This is a genomic window from Ruegeria sp. CE12, from assembly GCF_056537525.1.
In genome coordinates this window covers 641,756-665,156 of sequence record NZ_JBQFRS010000001.1, presented here as the reverse complement: position 1 = coordinate 665,156, position 23,401 = coordinate 641,756, and the positions used below count along the sequence as shown (strand labels likewise).

Here is a 23,401-nt window from a genome sequence, read left to right as displayed (position 1 = left end):
GCCTCCTCACGCCGCAGCCTTGGCGGGATTTGCGCCAGTGTTGCGGTAGTATTCCTGGGCCGCAGCCACACCGCTGCCGAGTTTGATAGGGTAATTCAGGTCGGCCATCGCCATCTCGACAGTCGCCAGACCGGAGAGCACCATGACATCCGTCAGGCTTCCCAAATGGCCGATGCGGAAGGCCTTGCCGTTCAGCTGACCAAGCCCGATACCGAAGGAGACACCATATGCATTAAAGGCGTGATCGGTCAGGGCGTTGCTGTCAAAACCCTCGGGGACATAAATGGCGCTGACTGTATCCGAATAGAGTTCGGGGGATTGGGCAACCAGTTTCAGCCCCCAGGCATCGGTTGCGCGGCGAACACCTTCGGCTAGCCTGAAGTGGCGTGCGTAGACATTCTCAAGCCCCTCTTCGAACAGCATCTTAAGACTTTCACGCATGCCGTAGATCAATTGCAGCGGAGGGGTATAGGGAAACCCGCCTGAGGCATTGGCCGCCATCATGTCGCGGAAGTCAAAGAAGGTCCGTGGCAGCTTGGCTGTTTCCATGGCCGCAATCGCCTTAGGGCTGACGCAGAGAATTGCCATGCCAGTCGCCAGCATGAACCCCTTTTGCGAACCAGAGACGGCGATGTCGACACCCCAGCGATCAAACTCGAACGGCATCGAGGCCAGAGAGCTTACACAATCCACAAACAGCATGGCGGGATGCGAGGCTGCATCCATGCCTCGGCGTACTGCGCCGATATCCGATCGTACGCCTGTGGCGGTCTCGTTGTGTGTAACCAGCACAGCCTTGATTTGATGCGCAGTATCCGCAGCCAGGATCGCCTGAAAACGGTCTGCGGGCGCACCTTCACCCCATGGGCATTCGACGATCTGAACGTCCAGCCCATGCCGTTGGCACAAATCGATCCAGCGATGGCTGAACACGCCGTAGCGCGCGACAAGGACCTTGTCGCCGGGGCTGAGCGTGTTTGATACCGCAGCCTCCCATCCGCCAGTGCCACTGGCTGGAAAGGTTACGATCTGTCCTGGTACAGTGCCAAAGACCTTTTTGGTGTCCTCGAGAACGGGTGCGAATGTGTCCACGAAATCGGGTGCACGGTGGTCCTGCGTCTGTACTTGCATGGCAAGACGCAGGCGATCCGGGATGTTGGTTGGGCCGGGAATAAAGACCGGGTTCTGGTTTGACATCACTCTGTCCTCCACTTTGGAAACAAGTGTCGCCGGACTCCTCATTAGGTGCAATTTTCTTGAAAAATATTTTCATTTATGGAATTAAATTAGCAATAAGCTGAAATTAAAAGGTTTTTAGTTTCTCATTTTCATATTCTGAAAATCGCAATCCACGGCCAGGTTTTTAAGCGGGCCGTCAAAGAAGCAAAAAGGATCGGTATGGAGACTCAGAAACGACCACGCGGCAGGCCAAAGTCGTTGTTCAAGGAAAGCTCGGCCGGAACCATGCAGTCACTGGACAGGGCGCTGGGTGTTTTGACATCGGTGGCGCGGTTCGAGCGTGCTTCGCTCAGCGATCTTGCCCGTGAAATCGGGGTGCCCACAGCCACCACTCATCGCATTCTGACAACGCTTCAGAAACATGGGTATGTCACATTTGACGACGAGCGTCAGGAATGGATGATCGGGATCGAAGCCTACCGTACCGGCGCATCCTTCTTGCGACGGAACAGCGTTCTTGAGATCGGGCGTCCGATACTCAGGCGGCTGATGCAGGATAGCGGAGAAACTGCCAATCTGGCTGTTCCGGATGGCGGGGAAGTTGTGTTTGTCGGTCAGGTCGAAACCTCAAACCCGATCCGCGCTTTTTTCCCGCCCGGCGCGCGGACACCGATGTATGCGTCAGGAACTGGCAAAGCCATTTTGGCGGCAATGAAAGAGGCTGCTCTTGGTAAACTGTTGAAGTCTGCGGATCTGACGAAGTTCACGGATAGTACGTTGGCATCCGAAGAAATGCTGCTCAGGGATCTGTCTGAGACCCGGGCGCGCGGCTGGTCGCATGACCGGGAAGAACGCTATGAGGGAATGTCCTGCATTGGTGCCGCAATCTACAACGACAAAGGCGAACCCTGCGCGGGTATCTCTGTATCAGGTCCAACCGTCAGGTTTGATGATGTGCGCGCGACCGATCTGGCCGAACTGGTCGTTCAGGCCGCGCAGGAGATCACCTATCTGAGCGGTGGGCAGGGGCCCGATCAATCAGATCTGTCTGACGGATGATTAACGCCATCGTTCCAGGGAATCGTTCCATGCGTTCTGGGGTTTCCACCTTCGACACAGCCAAGGTTCACTCCACACTCGTCAGGGTCTGAGCGTCTCTGATGGTAGACGTAGATGCCGCATGTTTTGCAGAAGTAGTGTTTGGCGGTCTGAGTTCCCCAAGTGTAAAGGCTCAGATTATCCGACCCCTTGAGGACACGCAGACTTTCGGTTGTGGCCGTGACTGCTGCGGCCCCGCGGCGAATGCAGAACGAACAATCGCATCGCGCAGCCGAAGCCAGGCCTTGAGGAAACTCGGCTTCGATCTCGATGGCACCACAATGGCAGGAGGCGGTCATTCTGGTCATTTTCGCGGAACCTTTGGAATGCGGGATTGGGTCAGCTTGTACTTATGTTCGGGGTGCGGTGGATGACCATGGGTGCGATCCCAGAAATCAATTCCACCACGTCTCAGCCAAAGCGGGATACACAGGACCAGCCCGACGGCAAATCCTCCGGTATGCGCCCAGTAGGCAACGCCACCTTCATCCGGATTGCTTGCAAGGCTACCCAGAAACTGCATTGCAAGCCACAGCCCAAGCATGATGAATGCCGGAATTGTAAAGACCCGGAAGTAGACGATCAGGATCAGCAGGATATCGACGCGCGCCTTCGGGAACAGCAGCAAATAACCACCCATAACCCCTGCGATCGCACCCGAAGCACCAATGGTGGGCACGACCGAATCTGGTGCCGTGACTACATGGATCAGCCCAGCGCCAATCCCCGCTGCCAGATAGAATAACAGAAAGGGCAGGTGCCCCATCTCATCTTCCAGATTGTCGCCGAAAATCCATAAAAACAGCATGTTTCCAGCCAGATGCATCCAGCCGCCGTGCAGAAACATTGACGTCAGCAGGGTTTCAAATGCAACTCCATCCGAGATCCGTGCCGGTATGATCGCATAGTCGAAATAGAACCGATTAAGCAGCCGGGCGTCGTCCATGATTCCGAGATAGCTGAAAAAGATCAGGATGTTTGCCGCCATCAACGCATAGACGACAAAAGGTGTTCGACCCGAGGGGTTATGATCGCGAATTGGAAACATGGCGCGACGCTGGGCCTTTCGCAGCCCAGCGTCAAGTCAAGCTTATGCCGCACCACCCAAAAGTGCAGCATTGCCACCGGCAGCGGTTGTGTCGACGCAGACATGGCGCTCGGCCAGCACACGCGCACGATCCGGCATGCCCGGAATCAACGGCAAAATCGGACCATCACGACGCGACAGGTGCCGTTCAATTTCTCGTCCGGTCGTTTCGTCACCCCACCACATGACACCAGAGAAACCCGTCAGGTTTTCCAGACGGTGTAGATCGAGCGCACCGGTAGCCCGGATTGCTGATCCACCGAGGGCCTTGACCGCGTCGGCCTGAGCTTGCGCGGCATCAGGACCCGGACCCAGACATAGCACCGGGGGACGCGGGTATTCACTCAACCGGTTAGATTCGCCGGTAGGGCCGGGCAAGGACTGGGTTGTGATCCCGATAGGTTGGCCTTCAGGCTCTGGAAGGTCAGCACTGTCTGTCCAATCCTCGCTCACAACCTGCCGGTTAGGAGCGCAGAAGCGCGCCATATAGTTGGGCCCGCCGGCCTTGGGGCCTGTGCCGGACAACCCTTCACCGCCAAAAGGCTGCGAGCCTACAATGGCGCCGATCTGATTGCGATTCACATAGATATTGCCGGCATGGATGGCTTCGGTCACATGCTGCACCCGATCGTCGATCCGTGTGTGCAGGCCGAATGTCAGGCCATAGCCCGTAGCGTTGATATCGCCGATCACTTTGTCGATATCCTGTGCTTTGAAGCGGGCGACATGCAGCACAGGACCAAAGATTTCACGTTCCAGCGCAGCGATCCCGGAAATCTCGATTAGTGCTGGGGCAATGAATGTGCCTTCGGGTGGCGTCGAGAGTTCTTTCAGAACACGCCCTTCGGCACGCGCTTTGGCCACGTGATCGGCGATACCTTGCAATGCTGTCTGATCAATCACCGGTCCACAATCGGTCGAAATCAGCCATGGATCCCCTACGCTAAGCGCGTCCATTGCACCTTGCAGCATGGTCAGGACATCGTCAGCGATATCTTCCTGCAGATACAGGCACCGCAGTGCGGAACAGCGTTGGCCCGCCGATTGGAATGCGCTTTCGATGATGGATTGCACGGCTTGTTCGGGCAGGGCGGTGCTGTCGACGATCATTGCGTTGAGGCCACCGGTCTCGGCAATCAACGGTGTGCCCGGCCGCAAATTCTCGGCCATCGCTGAACGGATTTTCAGCGCTGTCGCTGTTGATCCGGTGAATGCAACACCTGAGACACGTGAATCCGAAGTCAACGCCGCGCCAACTGCCGGTCCTCCGGGCAGCAATTGCAGTGCATCTCGGGGGACACCTGCTTCATGCATCAGTTGTACAGCGCGGTGTCCGATCAGCGGAGTTTGCGGGGCGGGTTTTGCCAGTACGGCATTGCCGGTCGCAAGGGCCGCAGAAATCTGACCAGTGAAAATCGCGAGAGGAAAGTTCCAGGGACTGATGCAGGTGAAAATACCCGATGGTTTGGCATCCGGGATGTTCGCCGCGTAGTAGCGCAGAAAATCAACCGCTTCACGGAGCTCTGCAATGGCGTCGGGCAGCGACTTTCCGGCTTCTCGCGAAAGCAGTGCGAACAGCTCTCCAAAGTTCTCCTCGTACAGGTCAGCGGCTGCGTTCAGCATACTCTTGCGATCAGCTGCCGTTGCCTGCCAGGGTGAGGCCGAGGCCAGTGCCAGTTCAACATCCTCGGCGCTGGCGGGCGCTACTGCACCGGGCCTATCCTGTGGATGGGCCGGGTTTATCACGGCCTGATCCGCTTCTGGCTGTGCGTTGTCCGACAGCAATGGCTGTGCGTACCAATGATGTGCTCTGAACCGGTCCCGCGCTGCATCAATCATGTCCAGTGTTGGCGTGTGCTGAAGGTCAAAGCCTTTGGAATTCACACGTTCAGGTTCGAACAATTCCGGTCCGGTCGGTAACGGTTTGGCGGGTTCGGCAATGGCCTCAAACGGGTCGGATGCAACTTCTTCAGGAGGAACATTTTCGTCGACGATCTGATTTACGAATGAGGAGTTCGCCCCGTTTTCAAGCAGGCGGCGCACCAGATAGGCCAACAGATCACGATGCGCGCCTACCGGAGCATAAATTCGGCAACGCGTATTTTGCTTGTCCTTCACGATCTGATGCAACGTCTCACCCATGCCATGCAGTCGCTGGAACTCAAACGGTTGGTTGTCAGCCATATGAAGGATCGCGCTGACGGTATGTGCGTTATGAGTGGCGAACTGCGGATAAATCCGATCCGTCATACCCAGTAACTTGCGTGCATTGGCGATGTAGGAAACATCGGTGGCGGCTTTTTGAGTGAAGACCGGAAAGCCAGCCACACCCTCGACCTGAGCACGCTTGATTTCGGTATCCCAATAGGCCCCTTTGACCAGCCGCACCATCAGCTTGCGGTCATGTTTTTCAGCCATTTGGTAGAGCGTATCCAATACCAGACCGGCGCGCGGGCCATAGGCCTGCACAACGATGCCGAACCCGTCCCATCCGGCGAGTGCGGGTTCTGACATCACGGCTTCGATCACCTGCAAAGACAGGGACAGGCGATCTGCTTCTTCTGCATCCACGTTCAGCCCCATACCAGCTGCCTTGGCCAGCAGGGCCAGAGCACGCAGGCGGGGGACAAGCTCCTCCATCACCCGATGTTCCTGGGCCAGTTCATAGCGCGGATGCAACGCGGACAGCTTGACGGAAATGCCGGGGTTGGCGCGGATATCATCATGCGTGCAGGCCTCGGCGATCGCAGCGATTGCCCGCGAGTAAGACAGATGATAGCGCGCCGCATCCGCCTCGGTACGCGCTGCTTCGCCCAGCATGTCGTAGGAATAGGTGTAGCCTTTGGCTTCCATACCACTGGCACGGTCCATGGCGGATTGAATGGTCTCTCCCAGCACGAACTGGCGACCCATTTCCTTCATTGCCCGGCCGACGGCAGTTCGGATCACCGGTTCGCCCAGCCGTTTGATTGCGCCACGCAATGCGCTGACGGGTGAGGTTTTTCCTTCATCCAGTACCTTGCCGGTCAGCATCAGGGCCCATGTTGAGGCATTCACAAGGGAAGATGAAGAATGCCCAAGATGCTTGCCCCAATCCGAAGGGGCGATCTTATCCTCGATCAGTGCATCGATGGTGTCCGCATCCGGAACGCGCAACAACGCCTCAGCCAGACACATCAGTGCGACACCTTCGTCGGTTGATAACCCGTACTCAGCCAGAAAGACCTCCATCAACCCCGGAGAGGTGCTGGATCGAATATCCCGGACCAACTGCGCCGCTGCATCACTGATGGCGTGACGATCCGCTTGGTTGAGAGCGGCTTGAGAAACAAGGTTCTCCAGTAAAGCAGACTGGTCCGCATAAGTATGGCTGTCGATATGAGTACGTAGGCTGTGAGACATGTATCCTCCGGTCTTTTGTCGAGTATACATGCGATTTCCCGGGACAATGGACTGAAGTGTGATAATTAGTGGGCTAAAGACCTTAATAACTGAGAAAAGGCGATCCAAATGGGCTTTCCAGATCTTGATCGGTTCGATCAGGCGATACTGTCGATTCTGTCTGAGGATGGACGGATTTCTGTGGCAGACCTTGCCCGGCAGATCGGGCTTTCAAAGTCTCCGACGCAGGCGCGCCTCAAGCGGCTTGAGGCTGAAGGCATCATCACCGGCTATCGCGCCATGCTCGATCCGATCCGGCTGGGCCTGGATCATGTCGCCTTTGTCGAGGTGCGTTTGACGGACACGCGCGAAAAAGCACTGGCTGAATTCAATGCTGCCGTTCGCCGGATCGCCGAGATTGAACAGGCGCATATGATCGCTTCGAATTTTGACTACCTTCTTAAGGTGAGGACAGGATCGATGTCAGAGTATCGCGCTGTTCTGGCCGAAAAGATTTCATCCTTGCCGCATGTGGCGAATACCTCAACGTTCGTTGCTATGGAGGCGGTGAAGGAGGTGGGATTGCCGGGACCAGTCGGCACCTGAAGTTGACGGAATGCATAATCGCGCCATCATTGAAGAATGTTCAGATTTGCAGCCATCCTTTCCGCAGCAGTCGCGCTGTCCAACCCTCTGAGTGCCCAGACCTGTCCTGAAGCCGCAGACCACGTAGCCGAAGTGGATGCATTGGTTGCTCAGATCCAGAAAGCCGAGACTGAACAGGAAGCGCGCGCAATTTCAAATCAAATGTGGGAGTTGTGGACTGACGCCCCCGGAGAGCAAGCTCAGGCGCTTCTGGATCGGGGGATGCGCAGACGCGAAGCATGGGATTTGCTTGGTGCGTTGGAAACATTCAACACGCTTGTCGAGTTTTGCCCTGCATATGCGGAGGGTTACAATCAACGAGCCTTTGTAAACTTCCTGAGGCAGAATTTCAGCGCTGCATTGGTCGATTTGGATGCTGCGATTGCCTTGTCGCCAAATCACGTGGCAGCGTTGAGCGGCCGGGCTCTGACCTTGCTTGGCTTGGGGCGCACCGACGAAGCGAGGGAGGCCCTAACCGAAGCATTGGTCCTCAACCCATGGCTTCCAGAGCGGCATTTGCTGGCGCCGGGTGGATTACTGGCCCCGCCAGGGGAAGATATCTAGCAAGCCGGGTTTTAGGAACGCCTCCGGAACATGATCCCGGAGGCGTAGTTTTTTAGTAGTCTGGTTAGCCAACCAAACCGTTATCGACTCGCTTGATCGCAATCACTGACGAACGCGGTGTACCGCCATCCGGCCAGTTGCTGCCCGGGTGTTGAATGCCGACAAACATGGTGCGCAGGTCGCTGGACCACGCCAGACCGGTGACTTCACAACCGGTTGGTCCCGTCATGAAGCGCGCGATCTCGCCAGTGACCGGATCGCCAACCAGCATCTGGTTGTTGCCGTTACCCGCGAAATCTTCCTCGTTGTCGTCATTGCCGTCCGTCTGGATCCAGATCAGGCCGGTCGAGTCGATAACCATGCCGTCGGGCGAATTGAACAGGTTGCCCTCGTTCACGTTGGCAGATCCGGCACGGTCGTCAGAATGCACGGTCGGGTTACCAGCCATCACGTACAGATCCCAATCGAACGCTTCGGTCGCATGGTCATCATTCGCCGGACGCCAGCGTACAATCTGGCCGTATTTGTTTGCCTCACGTGGGTTTGGTCCGTTGACCGATGTGTCATCACCACCAGCGTTCGGCTTCACGCCACGGTTCTTGTTGTTGGTGAGGCAGCAATAGGCTTCAACTGCAACCGGGCTGGATGCCACCCATTCGGGGCGATCCATGGTAGTGCCGCCAGCTTTGGACGCGGCCATACGGGTGAAGATCGCAATCTCAGCGTCGCCCATGCCAGTGGTTTCCGGCGTTAGTGCCAGCCATTCACCGGTTGCGTCGTCGTTGAACTTTGCAACATAGAGCGTGCCGTCATTCAGCAGGCTCTCGGTCTCGCTACCCGGCTGGTAGGTACCGTTCGAGACAAACTTGTACAGATACTCACCACGTTCATCGTCGCCCATGTAGACAACTACGCGGCCATCAGCAGCTAGCGTCACTTCAGCGTTTTCGTGCTTGAAGCGCCCCAGACCAGTGTGCTTGACCGGTGTGCTGTCCGGCTTTGTCGGGTCGATCTCAACAATCCAGCCCGCGCGATGCGGTTCGTTCGGATTTTTCGACGTGTCAAACCGCGGATCGAACAGCTCATACCCGTTCCAGCTTTCGGCCTTGACGCCATAACGCTTGAACCCGTCAGCAACCTTTTGGTCGTAGGTCGCGTTTTCATCACTGGAGCCGAAGTAACCGTTAAAGTTCTCCTCGCAGGTTAGGTAGGTACCCCAAGGCGTTTTGCCCGCGCCACAGTTGTTCATGGTACCCAGCGAGGATGTGCCGGTTGGATCGGCTTCGGTTTTCAGCAGATCGTGACCTGCGGCGGGTCCGACGATCTTCATCGGGGTGTTGTGGTGGATACGACGGTTAAAGGGGCTGTCTTTGACGACCGACCAGCCATCGGAACCTTCGGTGATTTCCATCACGGTCACACCCTGAATGTTCTGAAGCTTCAGAACATCGTCGGCGTTTGCTGGGACACCTTCCTGCGCGGCGGGTAGGTTGATTTTGCGGTTCGGGTATTCGTGGTTGATCGCGATCAGCTCGTGACCCTGAAACGCGAAGGTTTCCATCCCGTCTGTGTTTTCGCCGAAGATGCGATCCGATTTCTCAACCGGGCCACCATCGGTGATATCATAGCCGTCGGTGTCCGAGAACAGCGGATCACCCCAGCGCGTCATGATTTTCCATTCATACCCTTCGGGTACATGGACAGTGCCGTCGGTTTGTGCGGCGATCGGAGTAAAGGCGAAACGTGAGGCGGATTGCGCCTGCGCTGAAGTCGAGTTTAGCAGGCCAGCGCCCATTGCAGCCGCACCCGAGCCGAATGCCAACACACCGCCCAGGAATCCCCGACGGGATATGGCGCGTTCGACGACGCGGTCAAAGTCGTTTTCTTCGGGGCGGGGGAAGTGCAGTTCGTCCCAGTCATCGGCGGAGATAGTGGTAAGATCAACGTCTTTCATGGATGGCTCCTGGCTGTCTGAATCGGTTTGATTGAAAGTGGATTTAGGGCGCGTTTGTGACAGGTTGATAACAACACGATTAACCCTGTCGCGACCGACATCCGTAAACACATCACTTTTTGATACGCGAGTTACTGCTCGTTTCCACGTATCTGTTGGCCCGGATATGTTGGGCGAGGGTAGTCACGCATACAACAGGCATTCTATTGCCAAACCAACTTTCATGGGTCTTTCACAAAAGGACCGTATTGTGCAATTTCGGTTCTTGACGACCGCTGACGCATGGACTACTCAGCCCAGACCTGAGCGGGTATAGCTTAATGGTAAAGCCCCTGCCTTCCAAGCAGGCTATGTCGGTTCGATTCCGTCTACCCGCTCCAGCTCAGCCCGATATCGATTGCGTCAAATAGCCCGCTAAGGGTAGTAAATCGCGCGCATTGCTTGACCCCGATCACCTCTGTCGCCAAGAAGCGTTGACTTAGACCCGATCACGACACAAGGGCCAGACATGGCAAATTCTCAGTCCGCGAGCCAAGACACTACCCCGGCACCCGGTGCCAGCGAAGAAAGGGCTGGCTCAAAGAAACTGGGCGTGTTGTCGTCGCTCTGGCCATTCATGAAGCCTTATCGGATGCTGATGATCGGTGCGACGCTGGCGCTGACGGTAACCGCGGGGATGTCGCTTACGTTGCCATTGGCGGTTCGCCGTGTGATCGACAATTTCCGTATTGAAGATGGCGAACTGCTGGACTGGTACTTCATGGCGGCGCTGGGCATTGCCGCCGTTCTGGCGGTGGGTACTGGCATCCGTTACGCGTTAGTAACGCGTCTGGGCGAACGGGTTGTCGCCGATATCCGGAAAGCCGTGTTCGATCGTGTCATTGGGATGAGCCCCGAGTTCTACGAACGGATCATGACGGGCGAAGTTTTGAGCCGGATCACCACAGATACGACACTGATCCAATCGGTTCTCGGATCTTCAGTCTCGATCGCCTTGCGCAATATGCTGATGTTCGTCGGTGGAATGGTGCTGATGTTGCTGACTTCGGCCAAGCTGACCGGTCTTGTGCTGTTGTTGATCCCGGCTGTGGTTGTGCCGATTCTGGTGCTGGGGCGCCGCCTGCGCGTCATCAGCCGTGAAAACCAGGATTGGATAGCGGCGTCCTCCGGTAACGCAGGCGAAGCGCTGGGCGCGGTACAAACCGTACAGGCCTTTACGCATGAAGAGGCCAGCCGGAAACAGTTCGGAGACATGACGGAAACCTCCTATGTGGTTTCCCTCAAACGCATTCAGACCCGAGCTGTGCTGACCGTCATCGTTATCTTTCTGGTCTTCTCCGGGATTGTTGGCGTGTTGTGGATGGGTGCCAATGATGTCCGCAACGGTGTTATGACCGAAGGCGTTCTGGTTCAGTTCGTCATCTATTCGGTCATTATGGCGGGTTCAGTGGCAGCGCTTTCTGAGATATGGAGCGAACTGCAGCGCGCCGCAGGTGCAACCGAGCGTTTGGTCGAGTTGTTGAATTCGGAAGATACTGTAACCGATCCTTCTCAGCCCCGGAAACTCGCACAGCCCGTACGCGGTGAAATCCGGTTCGATGACGTCACATTCCGTTATCCGGCCCGCCCTGACGTTCTGGCACTTGATCATCTGACTTTGCATGTGAAGCCCGGTGAAACCGTTGCCTTCGTCGGCCCGTCCGGTGCCGGTAAGACCACCGTTATTCAGATGATCCAGCGGTTCTATGATCCGGATGCGGGCCAGGTCAGTCTGGATGGTGTGAATCTGCGTGATCTTGAACGCGACGATTTCCGCCAGCATATGGCGCTGGTTCCTCAGGATCCGGTGATCTTTGCGGCCTCGGCGCGAGAGAATATCCGGTTTGGTCGTCTGGACGCGACCGATGCCGAAGTTGAAGAAGCGGCAAAGGCTGCTGCGGCGCATGATTTCATTTCAGCCTTGCCGGAGGGCTATGACAGTTTCGTAGGTGAGCGCGGTGTGATGCTGTCAGGTGGACAGAAACAGCGTATCGCAATCGCGCGTGCGATTCTGCGGGATGCTCCTGTTCTCTTGCTGGACGAAGCAACATCGGCGCTCGATGCCGAGAGTGAGCGGGCTGTGCAGGGTGCGGTGGATCAAATGCGTGCCGGCCGGACGACCCTAATCGTGGCGCATCGTCTGGCCACGGTGAAGAAAGCTGACCGTATAGTCGTGATGGAAGCCGGACAGATCGTGGCGCAGGGTACCCATGAGGATCTGGTGGCGCAGGACGGTCTTTATGCCCGTCTGGCGCGTCTTCAGTTCACCGATGGCGTGGCTGCCGAATGAAGTGACGTACGGGCAAATCACGAATCGTCGCAGCGTCATTCTACATTTTCTCTCATCCGGCGGCTAAGCCGTCGCTTGCGCAGGCTTGAATTTGCTTCCATCTTGGGGGCCATCAATAGCCTGTGCACGACATGGGAGAAAAAAGGGGAGGAACCACATGGCATTTGTGGGGTTGGACGACAAGGCGCGGATCGAGCAGGAAATGGCATGGGAGGACAGAGACGTCCCCGTGACCTTTCATCAGTTGTTGTCGCGAACGGCAGAGAAATTTCCAAACCACAAGGCGATCTCCTTCCAGTTGCTATCGGGACCGAAGGACAAAGCTGAGACGCTGACCTGGTCCGATCTGCTGGGCAAGGTGAATCAGGCCGCCAACCTGTTCCGCTCCTTGGGTGTCGGGGAAAAGGATGTCGTGGCCTATGTCCTGCCGAACTGTAATGAAACGCTGGTCACCATGATGGGTGGCGCGATCGCGGGCATCGTGAATCCGATCAACCCGCTGCTTGAGCCTGAGCAGATCGCGGCAATCCTGCGTGAGACCAAGGCCAAAGTGGTCGTGACGCTGAAGTCTTTCCCCAAAACCGATGTGGCCCAAAAGGTCGAGGAAGCGGTGCGCCACGCACCAAACGTCAATACCATCCTTGAGATTGACCTGAACCGATACCTGACGCCGCCGAAATCCTGGCTGGTCCCGTTCCTGCGTCCCAAGATGGGCGATAAAGAACATCTGGCCCATGCTGATTACAAGAACTTCAATCAGGAACTGGCCAAGCAGCCCACGACCCTGACGTTCGAAGACAGCAAAGAGGACCGGGTCGCGTGTTACTTCCATACCGGCGGGACAACCGGGATGCCGAAGGTGGCACAGCACAAGTATTCTGGCCTGATCTACAACGGCTGGCTCGGCAATACGCTGCTGTTTGACGAGAATGACGTGATCATGTGCCCACTGCCCATGTTCCACGTCTTCGCTGTACATGTGATCGTCATGGCGGCTGTTTCGTCCGGCGCGCATGTCATCTTCCCGACACCGGCCGGTTATCGCGGTGACGGCGTGTTCGACAATTTCTGGAAGCTGATCGAACGCTGGAAAGTATCGTTCATTATCACCGTTCCAACCGCGATCTCGGCCAAGATGCAGCGTCCGGTCGATGCGGACATCTCCAGCGTGAAAACGGCCTTTTCGGGCTCTGCTCCGTTGCCTGTTGAGCTGTTCCGCCGTTTTGAGGAAGCCACGGGTGTCACGATTGTCGAAGGTTACGGCCTGACCGAAGCAACCTGTCTGGTTTCGTGCAACCCTGTGGATGGCGAGAAAAAGATCGGCTCGATCGGTATTCCATTCCCATATACGGATGTCAAAATCCTGCAGGATGGACCTGACGGACCCACCGAATGCAGCACTGACCAGATCGGCGAAATCTGCATTTCAAACCCGGGGGTGTATGCTGGCAACACCTATACCGAAACCGACAAAAACACGAATCTCTACCACTTCGACAAATACTTGCGGACGGGCGATCTGGGCCGTTTTGATGAAGACGGATACCTCTGGATTACCGGACGTGCGAAGGACCTGATCATCCGTGGCGGTCACAACATTGATCCCGCTGAGATCGAAGAGGCCTTGCTGGGTCACGATGCGGTTGCCTTCGCCGGTGCTATTGGTCAGCCCGACGCGCATTCGGGCGAGGTGCCCTGTGCCTTTGTCGAATTGGTCGAGGGAGCCTCGGCCACCGAAGAAGAGCTGATGGAATATTGCAAAGTGCATGTCCACGAACGTGCCGCGCAGCCTAAGCACATGACGATTCTTTCTGAACTGCCTAAAACGGCGGTTGGTAAGGTGTTCAAACCCGAACTGCGTAAGCAGGCGATCACGCGTATCTACAACGGAGCACTGGAGACCGCAGGTGTATCTGCACGTGTCGTGTCGGTGATCGACGATAAGAAGCGTGGACTCGTCGCACAGCTTGACGCGAACGGCTCGTCCGAGGACGATGTCAGCAAAGTGCTGGGATCGTTCACCCGGCCGTGGGAGTGGGCTGCCTGACCGGGAGGGACTATGGATTATGAACGTCTGATTGATGAGGAAACTTGGGCGTTCATAAGACGCACTGCTGAAAGCTATCCTGATGATGCTGTTGATCGGTCCATAACAGATCAACGCCGCGTCTATGATGAGATGTGTCGGGATTTTCGTCAACCGCGTCCCGCGGGTGTCGAAGCACAGGATCTGTCAGCTGATGGCGTCGGGGTTCGGCTCTATTCATCAGGGATACCAACGCGAACCGTCGTCTATATTCACGGCGGCGGTTTTGTAGTCGGCGGATTAGACAGCCATGACGATGTCTGCGCTGAAATCTGTTCTCAGACTGGTTACCGAGTCGTGGCCGTTGATTATCGCCTATGCCCCGAGCATGTGCACCCTGCGCAGTTTCAAGATGCCTGGGCAGCCGTCAACTGGGCGATGGGAGAATTTGGTGATCCCATTGTTCTGGCTGGTGACAGCGCAGGCGGAAACCTTGCAGCAGCAGTTGCACATTACGCGCGCGGACGACTGGAAGGTATCATCGGGCAAGTTCTGATCTATCCGGGTCTTGGCGGAGACCCAAGCAAGGGGTCGTATATAGAACACGCGCATGCGCCTCTACTGACGCGGGATGAAATCCTGTTCTACGAAAAGGTGCGCTGCAACGGGAATGTGCCCGAGAATGACCCGACCTTTGCGCCTCTGCACGACACGGACTTTTCTGAATTACCTCCTACCGTCGTAGTGACCGCCGATTGCGATCCCCTTCGGGATGACGGGCCTGATTACTGCAACAAGATTGTTGAGGCTGGTGGTCAAGCTCATTGGATCAATGAGCCGGGTCTGATCCATGGCTACCTGAGGGCCCGGACCAGCGTGAAACGTGCTGCCGATAGCTTTGAGCGGATTTCGGTCGCAATCGAAGCGTTGGGGCAGGGGCTTTGGAACTATGACTGATCAGGCTGTCAAAAGCAGCCTGATCATAGACTCAAGTCGTGTTTAGCTCAGGAAAGATTTGGCTTTCATTGTGTCGGCCACCGGTGCGCCCAAGCGCTGCAGGATGGTCGGCGCAAGCTGCAGTTGGTCAATCACGTAGTCAGCATCAGGCCCCTTGGCGTCTCCAAAGTAGTAGAGTGCTGTTTCCTGCTGCAGCGCACCACGCCCGCCATGATGGCCGCGTTCATCTTGCCCATGATCGGCTGTCACGATCACTTCGTAGCCCAGCTGCCGCCAGCGCGGAATGAACGGGGCCAGCATTTCGTCCATGACAAAGCAGGCATGATCCATTTCTTCGCAGTCGTGGTAGAAGCGGTGTCCCATGCTATCCAGCGTACAAGTGTGCAGGATGCCATAATCCAAACCGAACCGCAGGCAAAGATTGGTGAGAGTTCCGAACAGATCGACATCCGACGGCGTCATCTGATTGGCTTTCCCATAGCCGGTCATGCTGTGAAACCGGCCGTGATTGATGGTTTTGCTTTCCGGCTCATCATATTCGATGTCACGGACGTAATCGAACGGATGCCGGTTAAAGAATTGCGACCAGAAGCTGTGGGTCACGGCACCGGTTACGCCATCTGCTGCGCGTACCTGGCTGAAGATATCCTTATGATCCAGTCGGAAGACGTTACCGTTGCCGGTACAACCATGTTCTTGCGGCGTAACGCCCGTATGAATCGAGGCATAACAACTGGCTGAAATTGACGGCAAAACAGCCCGCAATTTCCAGACCTGTGCTTCACCGCTGTCGACCCAGCCTTCGAGATTTCCGAAAAGACGGCGAAAGTTGCGCCATGGTACGCCGTCCAGAATGATAAGTAGCAGCTTACGGTCCATCTCATGACCCTTTTGACAATATTTGTATTCAGGTGATCCTAGCGGATTCGCTTGCTCAGGGTCGCCCGTTCGCGCCCCGAATAGCAAAATCCCGACGCTTGTCAGTAGTGCAAGCGCCGGGATTTCAAAGTTCCATCGGGTTGTTACAGAAAGGGTAGGGATCAGTTCCCCGCACTCTCCATCTTACGATGTGCAACAACCTCTTCCAGCCAGCCCAGATGCATCTCGGGAACCGAGCTGAGCAGCAGGTCAGTATAGTCATCAAACGGCGGGCTCAGAACCTGAGATTTGGAACCATAGCGAACCACACGGCCCTGATACATCACGGCAATCGAGTCAGAGATTGCTTTGACCGTTGCGAGATCGTGAGTGATGAACAGATAGGCGACATCCTCGATCTTCTGCAGATCCAGCAGCAGCTTGAGAATACCGTCCGCCACCAGCGGATCGAGCGCCGAGGTGACTTCATCACAGATGATCATCTTGGGTTTGGCGGCCAGTGATCGCGCAATACAGACACGCTGTTTCTGGCCACCGGACAGTTCCGCTGGATAGCGGTCCATGAACTTTTCACCCAGTTCGATCTCATCCAGCAATTCGATGATCCGCTTACGCTTCTCAGCGCCGCGCATACCGAAATAGAACTCCAGCGGGCGGCCGATGATCGTGCCAACCGTCTGACGCGGGTTCATCGCCACATCAGCCATCTGGTAGATCATCTGCAGCTCTCGCAGGTCCTCGCGGGTACGTCCGGCCAGATCGGGTGAGAGTTTGCGGCCCGCGAAGGTGATCTCACCATCGCGTGGAGGCAGCAGCCCTGTGATCACCCGTGCAAGCGTTGACTTACCCGAACCGGATTCCCCCACAACCGCCAGCGTCTGCCCCGGATGAAGCTCGACATTGACGTTGTGCAGCACATCGAAGTTCAGCCCTTTGTAGCGCGCGGTGATCCCGTCAACGCTCAACACCGGTTCAGGCGTGGGCTTCTTCTCTTCGTGCTCGATCGAGCGGACCGAGACCAGTGCCTTGGTATACTCTTCCTGTGGGTTGTTGATGATCTGATCGGTGTGGCCGTATTCGACGGTGTTACCCATCCGCAGAACCATGATGTCATCGCTCACCTGTGCAACGACCGCGAGGTCGTGCGTGATATAGAGCGCGGCAACACCAGTATCTGCGATAGCCTCTTTGATCGCCATCAGAACGTCGATCTGAGTGGTAACGTCCAGCGCTGTGGTGGGTTCATCGAACACAACCAGATCAGGCTCTGGACACAGAGCCAGCGCTGTCATGCAACGCTGCAGCTGACCACCCGAAACCTGGTGCGGGTAGCGATCACCGATATTATCCGGATCAGGCAGACCCAGCTTGGCAAAGAGTTCCCGCGCGCGGGCTTCAGCCTCTTTGCGCGAGAATTTCTTGTGCTCTACAGCCGCTTCGACAACCTGATCCATGATCTTCTTGGCCGGGTTGAACGAGGCCGCGGCGGATTGCGAGACATAGGTCACCTCACCGCCACGCAGATTGCGAATATCCCCCAAAGAGGACTTCATGATATCGCGGCCGTTCACCCAGACTTCGCCGCCGGTGATTTTCACACCACCGCGGCCATAGGCCATTGAGGCCAGACCGATGGTGGATTTACCAGCTCCGGATTCACCGATCAGTCCCAGCACCTTGCCGCGCTCGAGGTCAAAGCTGACCCCGTGCACGATTTCGATGTCATGGGGCTTTTCGCCCGGCGGATATACGGTCGCGCCGATTTTGAGGTCACGGACCTTGAGAAGGGTATCACTCATCCCCGACCTCCTTTCAGCGATGTGGTGCGGTTCAGGATCCAGTCAGCCACAAGGTTGACCGAGATCGCCAACGTTGCGATGGCCACAGCAGGGTAGAGGGCCGCGCCGATACCGTAGACGATGCCGTCCTTGTTCTCCTTCACAATGCCGCCCCAGTCGGCCAGCGGCGGCTGAACGCCCAGACCCAGGAACGACAGGGTGGAGACAAACAGAACCATGAAGATGAACCGCAGGCCCAGCTCAGCCACCAGAGGCGACAGTGCGTTGGGCAGGATCTCACGGAAGATGATCCAGGTCTGACCTTCACCACGCAGCTTAGCGGCTTCGACATAGTCCATTACCGCGATATCCACGGCGACTGCGCGGGCCAAACGATAGACGCGCGTGGCGTCCAGAAGGCCCATGACGACGATCAGTACCGGGATGGTCACCGGCACCATCGCCAGAACCACCAGCGCGGTAATCAGCGATGGAATCGACATGATCAGATCAACCGTCCGCGACATGACCTGATCGGCCCAACCGCCCAGAACCGCGGCCAGAAAGCCAAGGATCGAGCCTGTAACGAAGCTGAGGATCGTTGCAGCCGTGGCGATGAAGATCGTTGTGCGTCCGCCGTAGATCATACGGCTGAGAAGATCGCGTCCAATGTTGTCAGTGCCCAGCCAGAACTGTGAACTGGATGGTTCCCAGACATCGCCGACGACCTCGGCCATTCCGTAAGGGGCCAGCAGAGGCGCAAATACCGCGATGATGAAGTAAAGGCCTGTGAAAGCCAGTCCGATCATTGCAGAGATAGGTATGTTCTTCATTTCGGATGCCTCAGCCTTGGGTTGGCCAGAATGGCAACGATGTCTGCAATCATGTTCAGTCCGATATAGATGGCGGCAAAGATCACACCACAGGCCAGAACCACCGGAACATCACGTTTGGTCACGTGGTCCACTAGGTACTGTCCCATACCGGGATAGACGAACACCACCTCGACGACGACGACGCCGACCACCAGATAGGCAAGGTTCAGCATGACGACGTTGACGATCGGAGCAATCGCGTTCGGGAAAGCGTGACGGTAGATGACCTTGAAATTACTGAGACCTTTGAGTTCAGCAGTTTCGACATAAGCCGATTGCATCACGTTCAGGATCGCTGCGCGGGTCATCCGCATCATATGCGCCAGAACAACCATGGTCAGAACGATCACCGGCAGGGCGATCGCGTTGAGTTTCTGTCCGAACGACATGCTGTCGTTGATCATAGCCAGAGGCGAGAACATGCCCAGCTTCACCGCGATGAAATAAACCAGGACATAGCCGATCAGAAATTCGGGGATCGAGATCGTGGTGAGTGTGACTGCCGAGATCAGCTTGTCAGGCCAGCGGTTACGATAGCGAACGGCCAGCAGACCAAGGAAAATGGCCAATGGAACCGATACGATAGCGGCCCAGAATGCCAGGAAAAGAGTGTTGCCCAGACGGCTGCCAACGGATTCGGCAATGTCCAGTCTGTTGGTGAGGGATTGGCCCAGATCACCCTGGACGATTCCGCCCAGCCATTCAAAATAGCGCGTCAGAGCGGGACGATTGAGGCCCATTTCTTCGCGTAGGTTCGCCAGGGCTTCGGGGGTTGCGGACTGGCCCAGGACGGCTTGCGCTGCGTCTCCGGGAAGGGCTTCGGTCAGGCCAAAAATCAGGGCCGAAGCGCCAAACAAGAGCAGGAGTCCCAGCGCTAAGCGCTGGAACACCAGTTTGATGATTGGATGCATATGTCAGGATCCGTATCAGACGAACCACATCTTACGCGAAACCTGACCGTTCATCAGTTCGCCGTTGGGATCGGTGTCCCATCCGTCCAGCTGGTTGCTGACGGCATCGACGAAGTCATTGAACATCGGGCAGATCAGACCACCGTTATCACGCAACATCATACCCATCTGAGAGTAGATGCCTTTGCGCTTGTCGGAGTCCAGTTCGGCGCGTGCAGCGAACAGCATGTCGTCGAATTCTTTGACTTTGAAACGAGTGTCGTTCCAGTCGGCTGTCGACAGATAGGCAGTTGCGTACATCTGGTCCTGAACCGGGCGGCCACCCCAGTACGATGCACAGAACGGCTGAACGTTCCAGACTTCGGACCAGTAACCGTCGTTAGGCTCACGCTCGATTTCCAGCGGAATGCCGGCCTGAGCAGCGGTCTGCTGGAACAGGGCTGCAGCATCCACCGCACCCGGGAATGCACCGTCTGCGGTGCGCAGGATGATCGGCGATCCGTCATGGCCGGACTTTTTATAGTGCTCTGCCGCTTTTTCGATGCTGAACTCGCGCTGCGGGATCGTCTCATCAAACAGCGGGTAGGCCGCGTTGATGGGCATGTCGTTTCCTACCGAGCCGTAGCCGCGCAGAATCTTCTCAACCATCTCTTCACGGTTGATGGCGTACTTCAGAGCGGTACGCAGTTCATTGTTGTCGAACGGTGCGGTATCGCAGTGCATGATGAACACATAGTGACCACGGCCCGGTGTGGACTGCACGGTCAGTGTCGGTGCGCGCGAAAGCAGATCGGCAACTTTTGGTTCAATACGGTTGGCCATCTGAACCTGACCGGACTGCAGAGCTGCAGTACGTGCCGTGGTGTCGTTGATCACAACGTTCTCAACACTGTCGAAGTGACCGTAGTCGCTCCAATGGTTTTCGAACTTGCTGAACAGGTGACGTACACCCGGCTCATCAACTTCCAGCTTGTATGGTCCTGTGCCGATACCCGCAGCAGGGTTGTCCATGCCACCATCAGGCTGAATGATCAGGTGATAGTCAGCCATCAGATAGGGCAGGTCGGCGTTCGGCTCGGTCAATGTGACCTGGAAGTTGTTGCCATCTGCCTTCATCGACTCGATGCCCTTCATGATGCCCAGGGCACCGGACTTGGAGTCTTCGTTCGAGTGGCGTTCCATGGTTTTCAGCACGTCTTCGCTGGTCATGGTTTTGCCGTTGTGGAATTCGACACCGTCACGCAGCTTGAAGGTCCAGACCTTCGCGTCGGCGCTGCCTTCTACGCTTTCGGCCAGACGTGCTTCGATGGTTCCGTCCGGAGCAACTTCGACCAGCGTGTCGCCGAAGTGGCGGCCGTTCATGTATGGAACCGAGCTTGCATAAGTCGCCGGGTCCAGCGAGTTGGTCGACTCACCGCCTTGCAGACCCAGTTTCAGGTCGCCGCCCTTTTTCGGGCCCGCCGCACGCGCGGCGTCGGCAAACATTGTGCTGGCCATGGCGGCGGAAACGCCGAGCGCGGCGGCCTTACCCATGAATTCGCGGCGGGTCATTTTACCTGCCGTGACCTGACCAGTCATGTGAGTGAGTTGTTCTTTCATCCAAGGATCTCCCAGTTGATAGTGTTTATGCCCTTGGTGGGCTTTTTATTGACGCGTGAGTCAACGTTGGCGTATTTCGGCCGACCGGGCAAGGTTTAATGTCCTGCCTTTTGGTCGCCGGAAATTACATCAGCTTACGTGCTACGGTGTCCTCCTTGGTTGTCGAAAACACCAACACATCATTTTCAAAGGCATTTATTGTTGCACGAAGACGAAAATTCTCGGTGTCGGACCACATTTCGCAGCTGGTATTGGTTTTCAGGCTTAGATTGCCGCGTTTCTGTTCCTGTGTCCAATCACAGGCACCTCGTGCGGAAAGAGGGTCATCCGGGTGAATCGTCCAGATTTCTTGAGCAAACCCACCACTGACCAAGCCATGATCGCAATCTTCAACCAGTCCAAAGTCATCCTCGATAATGAGTTTGACTTCTCCGGTGTTCATATCGGTTTCCACGCGGCGTGAATTGGCAGAATCGCGAAGTGTTTTGATCTTCCAGGGCTCTTCGGCATCCGGTGGCGGAAATGCACATTCGTCCGATATTGCCGTTTCTCGTCGCGGAATTGTGATCTCGCCTTCGGTCAGGTGCAGCTCTGCTGTCTCTGGTGATGGCCATATCAGTGGCCAGTAGGCACTTGAAACGGCAACGCGCAGACGGTGTCCCTTTGGAACTCGATAAGCGATCTGATCCAGATCCAGTTCAATTTCATATATCTCGCCCGGGGTGAGCGAGGCCGGGTCGGAATGGCTGTCACGATGGGACAGATTCAATACACCGTAGGTGATTCTTGTCGACGCCCCATCGGGATGGACATGGTTCAACCGCACCGCAATTTGCGCTTGCGCCTTGTCTGAACTGACCTTTAGGCGGATACGCGGCGCGCCGACGATGTCCATGTCATTGTCCAATGGCGAGCTGTCAAAACAGGCTGACAAAGAATCATCAGCCCGCTGGTCGCCCGGCAGATCCGGGCCCAGCCAGATGGCGCAATACTCTCCGCCATCCATGCCGCAATGGTGAGGTGAGCGAATGCGTGCACTCAATGAACCACTATCGCCCAACCCGGCATTTGTCAGAGACATGGTCACCTTCGGCAGATGAGACGTTGCACCCGATGTTTCAGCCACCCAGCGGCCGGGGCGCTCTGCATACCAGCGGGCAGGGCGTACGCCATACATCAGGTAGGCTCGATAATCCGGATCATCAGCCACTCCGGTGTCCAAACCTTTCAGCCAATGGTCCCACCACCGAAGTGCTTCCTGCAGGAACCCAATCCTTGGTTCGGGTACCGCAAAGTGTGGATATTTATGCACCCAAGGGCCAACGATCCCCTTTGCTGGGGCTTCCAGCTGCTCAACCAGCAGCGGAACAGTGTTCTTGTACGCATCACCCCAGCCACCAACGGCAAGCGTTGCCGCCTTGATCGCCGAAAAATCTTCGCAGACTGATCCATGCTGCCAGTACTCATCACGTGCCTGATGCCGCAACCAGACGGAGGGCAGGAACGGTTCATTCTCAAGACGGTCCAGCCACAGTTCGCGCCAGTTAGACCGAAGCTCCGGATCGGGTGCACGTGAGGAATAAGACCACATGGTGGCCCCCCAGCCGAGGTTTTCGTTCAAAAGACATCCACCCTTGTAGTGAATGTCATCAGCGTACCGATCTGCCGTTGAGCAGAGTGTAATAATAGCCTTGAGCGGGTCGGGGCGCATCGCGGCCACTTGCAAGGCGTTAAAGCCGCCCCAGCTGATTCCCATCATGCCGATGGATCCGCTGCACCAGGGTTGTTGTGACAGCCACTCGATGACCTCGACAGCATCATCCAGCTCCTGCTGGGTGTACTCGTCTTCCATCAGCCCTTCGCTGTCGCCATTGCCACGCATGTCAACGCGGATACAGGCATAACCACGTTTGGCAAACCAGGGATGAGTAAGCGCATCTCGCGCTGTCGTGCCATCACGCTTTCGATAGGGCAGATACTCAAGAATGGCAGGAACAGGGGACTGTTCAGCATCGGTTGGCCGCCAGACACGAGCCGACATGCGGCAACCATCGGAAAGCCGGATACCTAAGTCAGGGATTTCTTCTATGTCGCAGAGCGAATTCGGTGCGCGCGTCATTTGTTCAGTCTCGGGTTGTT

At 56.5% G+C, this 23,401-nt stretch carries 17 protein-coding genes and 1 tRNA gene; 7 read left to right on the top strand and 11 right to left on the bottom strand.

What is annotated here, in order from left to right; translation table 11 throughout:
• Positions 1-6: 6 nt before the first annotated feature.
• Complete coding sequence (gene bhcA / locus ACR0IO_RS03305; RefSeq protein WP_480739560.1) at positions 7-1,197, bottom strand: L-aspartate--glyoxylate aminotransferase BhcA; 1,191 nt, start codon at positions 1,195-1,197, stop codon at positions 7-9.
• A gap of 201 nt (positions 1,198-1,398) precedes the next feature.
• Here bhcA and ACR0IO_RS03300 point away from each other — a divergent pair, with 201 nt between their 5' ends.
• Positions 1,399-2,238: an IclR family transcriptional regulator gene (locus tag ACR0IO_RS03300; protein WP_480739557.1), complete on the top strand. Its 840-nt coding sequence runs from the start codon at positions 1,399-1,401 to the stop codon at positions 2,236-2,238.
• Here ACR0IO_RS03300 and ACR0IO_RS03295 read toward each other — a convergent pair.
• From ACR0IO_RS03295 to putA, 3 genes are read right to left on the bottom strand one after another with little or no spacing between them, the layout of a single operon-like run.
• Positions 2,214-2,585 carry a GFA family protein gene (locus tag ACR0IO_RS03295; protein ID WP_480739554.1) on the bottom strand — a complete coding sequence of 124 codons (372 nt, stop codon included), beginning with the start codon at positions 2,583-2,585 and terminating at the stop codon, positions 2,214-2,216. The genes ACR0IO_RS03300 and ACR0IO_RS03295 overlap by 25 nt on opposite strands.
• Positions 2,582-3,325, bottom strand: coding sequence for a rhomboid family intramembrane serine protease (locus ACR0IO_RS03290; RefSeq protein WP_170331518.1), 744 nt, complete (start codon positions 3,323-3,325; stop codon positions 2,582-2,584). Before ACR0IO_RS03290 ends, ACR0IO_RS03295 begins: the two co-directional genes overlap by 4 nt.
• Before the next feature lie 42 nt (positions 3,326-3,367).
• Complete coding sequence (gene putA, locus ACR0IO_RS03285) at positions 3,368-6,766, bottom strand: bifunctional proline dehydrogenase/L-glutamate gamma-semialdehyde dehydrogenase PutA (protein ID WP_480739551.1); 3,399 nt, start codon at positions 6,764-6,766, stop codon at positions 3,368-3,370.
• 108 nt (positions 6,767-6,874) lie between these two features.
• Here putA and ACR0IO_RS03280 point away from each other — a divergent pair, with 108 nt between their 5' ends.
• Positions 6,875-7,351: an Lrp/AsnC family transcriptional regulator gene (locus ACR0IO_RS03280; RefSeq protein WP_217353757.1), complete on the top strand. Its 477-nt coding sequence runs from the start codon at positions 6,875-6,877 to the stop codon at positions 7,349-7,351.
• Between the two features lie 36 nt (positions 7,352-7,387).
• Positions 7,388-7,954 carry a tetratricopeptide repeat protein gene (locus ACR0IO_RS03275; RefSeq protein WP_480739549.1) on the top strand — a complete coding sequence of 189 codons (567 nt, stop codon included), beginning with the start codon at positions 7,388-7,390 and terminating at the stop codon, positions 7,952-7,954.
• A gap of 64 nt (positions 7,955-8,018) precedes the next feature.
• Here ACR0IO_RS03275 and ACR0IO_RS03270 read toward each other — a convergent pair whose 3' ends face one another.
• The gene (locus ACR0IO_RS03270) at positions 8,019-9,908 is read right to left on the bottom strand and encodes a PhoX family protein (RefSeq protein WP_480739547.1); all 1,890 of its coding nucleotides are present in this window, start codon (positions 9,906-9,908) and stop codon (positions 8,019-8,021) included.
• A 306-nt stretch (positions 9,909-10,214) separates the two neighbouring features.
• Here ACR0IO_RS03270 and ACR0IO_RS03265 point away from each other — a divergent pair.
• The 4 genes from ACR0IO_RS03265 (at position 10,215) to ACR0IO_RS03250 (ending at position 15,220) form a co-directional block, all read left to right on the top strand.
• Positions 10,215-10,288, top strand: a tRNA-Gly gene (locus tag ACR0IO_RS03265).
• Between the two features lie 128 nt (positions 10,289-10,416).
• Entirely contained in the window at positions 10,417-12,237 is a 1,821-nt protein-coding gene (locus ACR0IO_RS03260) for an ABC transporter transmembrane domain-containing protein (RefSeq protein ID WP_480739545.1), read from the top strand.
• Between the two features lie 157 nt (positions 12,238-12,394).
• Positions 12,395-14,284: an acyl-CoA synthetase gene (locus tag ACR0IO_RS03255; protein WP_480739543.1), complete on the top strand. Its 1,890-nt coding sequence runs from the start codon at positions 12,395-12,397 to the stop codon at positions 14,282-14,284.
• Between the two features lie 12 nt (positions 14,285-14,296).
• Positions 14,297-15,220: an alpha/beta hydrolase gene (locus ACR0IO_RS03250; protein WP_480739541.1), complete on the top strand. Its 924-nt coding sequence runs from the start codon at positions 14,297-14,299 to the stop codon at positions 15,218-15,220.
• Between the two features lie 42 nt (positions 15,221-15,262).
• On the opposite strand, the gene ACR0IO_RS03245 is transcribed toward ACR0IO_RS03250, so the two are convergent.
• From ACR0IO_RS03245 to ACR0IO_RS03220, 6 genes are all read right to left on the bottom strand, one after another.
• The gene (locus tag ACR0IO_RS03245) at positions 15,263-16,099 is read right to left on the bottom strand and encodes an alkaline phosphatase family protein (RefSeq protein WP_480739538.1); all 837 of its coding nucleotides are present in this window, start codon (positions 16,097-16,099) and stop codon (positions 15,263-15,265) included.
• A 161-nt stretch (positions 16,100-16,260) separates the two neighbouring features.
• Positions 16,261-17,898 (bottom strand): ABC transporter ATP-binding protein, encoded by a 1,638-nt coding sequence (locus ACR0IO_RS03240; RefSeq protein ID WP_155145409.1) that lies wholly within the window; start codon positions 17,896-17,898, stop codon positions 16,261-16,263.
• On the bottom strand, positions 17,895-18,710 hold the full coding sequence (locus ACR0IO_RS03235) for an ABC transporter permease (RefSeq protein WP_155145408.1): 816 nt from the start codon (positions 18,708-18,710) through the stop codon (positions 17,895-17,897). Before ACR0IO_RS03235 ends, ACR0IO_RS03240 begins: the two co-directional genes overlap by 4 nt.
• Positions 18,707-19,663 (bottom strand): ABC transporter permease, encoded by a 957-nt coding sequence (locus ACR0IO_RS03230; protein ID WP_155145406.1) that lies wholly within the window; start codon positions 19,661-19,663, stop codon positions 18,707-18,709. Before ACR0IO_RS03230 ends, ACR0IO_RS03235 begins: the two co-directional genes overlap by 4 nt.
• A 15-nt stretch (positions 19,664-19,678) precedes the next feature.
• A complete protein-coding gene (locus ACR0IO_RS03225; RefSeq protein WP_155145404.1) occupies positions 19,679-21,262 on the bottom strand; it encodes an ABC transporter substrate-binding protein in 1,584 nt (527 codons plus the stop codon).
• 124 nt (positions 21,263-21,386) lie between these two features.
• Entirely contained in the window at positions 21,387-23,381 is a 1,995-nt protein-coding gene (locus tag ACR0IO_RS03220; RefSeq protein WP_480739534.1) for a CocE/NonD family hydrolase, read from the bottom strand.
• Between the last annotated feature and the right edge of the window lie 20 nt (positions 23,382-23,401).